We start from the raw sequence: 445 nt of genomic DNA, 5'->3' as shown, positions 1-445 counted from the left end.
AACGCTCGCCGTTGATTTGATGGCGGGGTATCTGTTTATGTTTGTCGGGATCGGCTGGCTAATTTCGACGTTCGGTGAAACGACCTGGCGTGGTCGCATCATGAGCCTGCTGACTGGCGCAGTGATCACCTGGCTTGGTGTCTCTCTCGTGATGCACCCGCTGGCTGGTATCGTTTCGCTGACCATCGTCACTGCCATCTCTATCGCCTTTGCGGGCATTTTCAAAATTGCGGTTGGTCTATCGCTGCGCACGCAGAGCGGTTCTTGGGTCGTCATCTTCTCCGGCCTTCTCTCTGTTGCACTCGCGATTATGATCTTTGCGAATTTCCAAGCGGCAGCGGCGACACTTTTGGGTGTGCTTCTTGCGATTGAACTCATTTCAAATGGAACCGTGATGATAACGATCGCGGCTGCCGCAAAAAAGTTGGGCGGGACCGTTGAAGAC

Annotated in this window: 1 protein-coding gene; it reads left to right on the top strand. The window is 53.9% G+C overall.

The window, feature by feature from the left end:
* On the top strand, positions 1-445 hold a 445-nt coding region (locus HBA93_RS18665; RefSeq protein WP_221724297.1), incomplete at both ends, for an HdeD family acid-resistance protein.

This window comes from Ochrobactrum sp. SFR4, assembly GCF_019730395.1.
GTDB lineage: Bacteria > Pseudomonadota > Alphaproteobacteria > Rhizobiales > Rhizobiaceae > Pseudochrobactrum.
The sequence above is the reverse complement of the archived record's forward strand: the minus strand, read 5'-3'. Positions and strand labels throughout refer to the sequence as shown.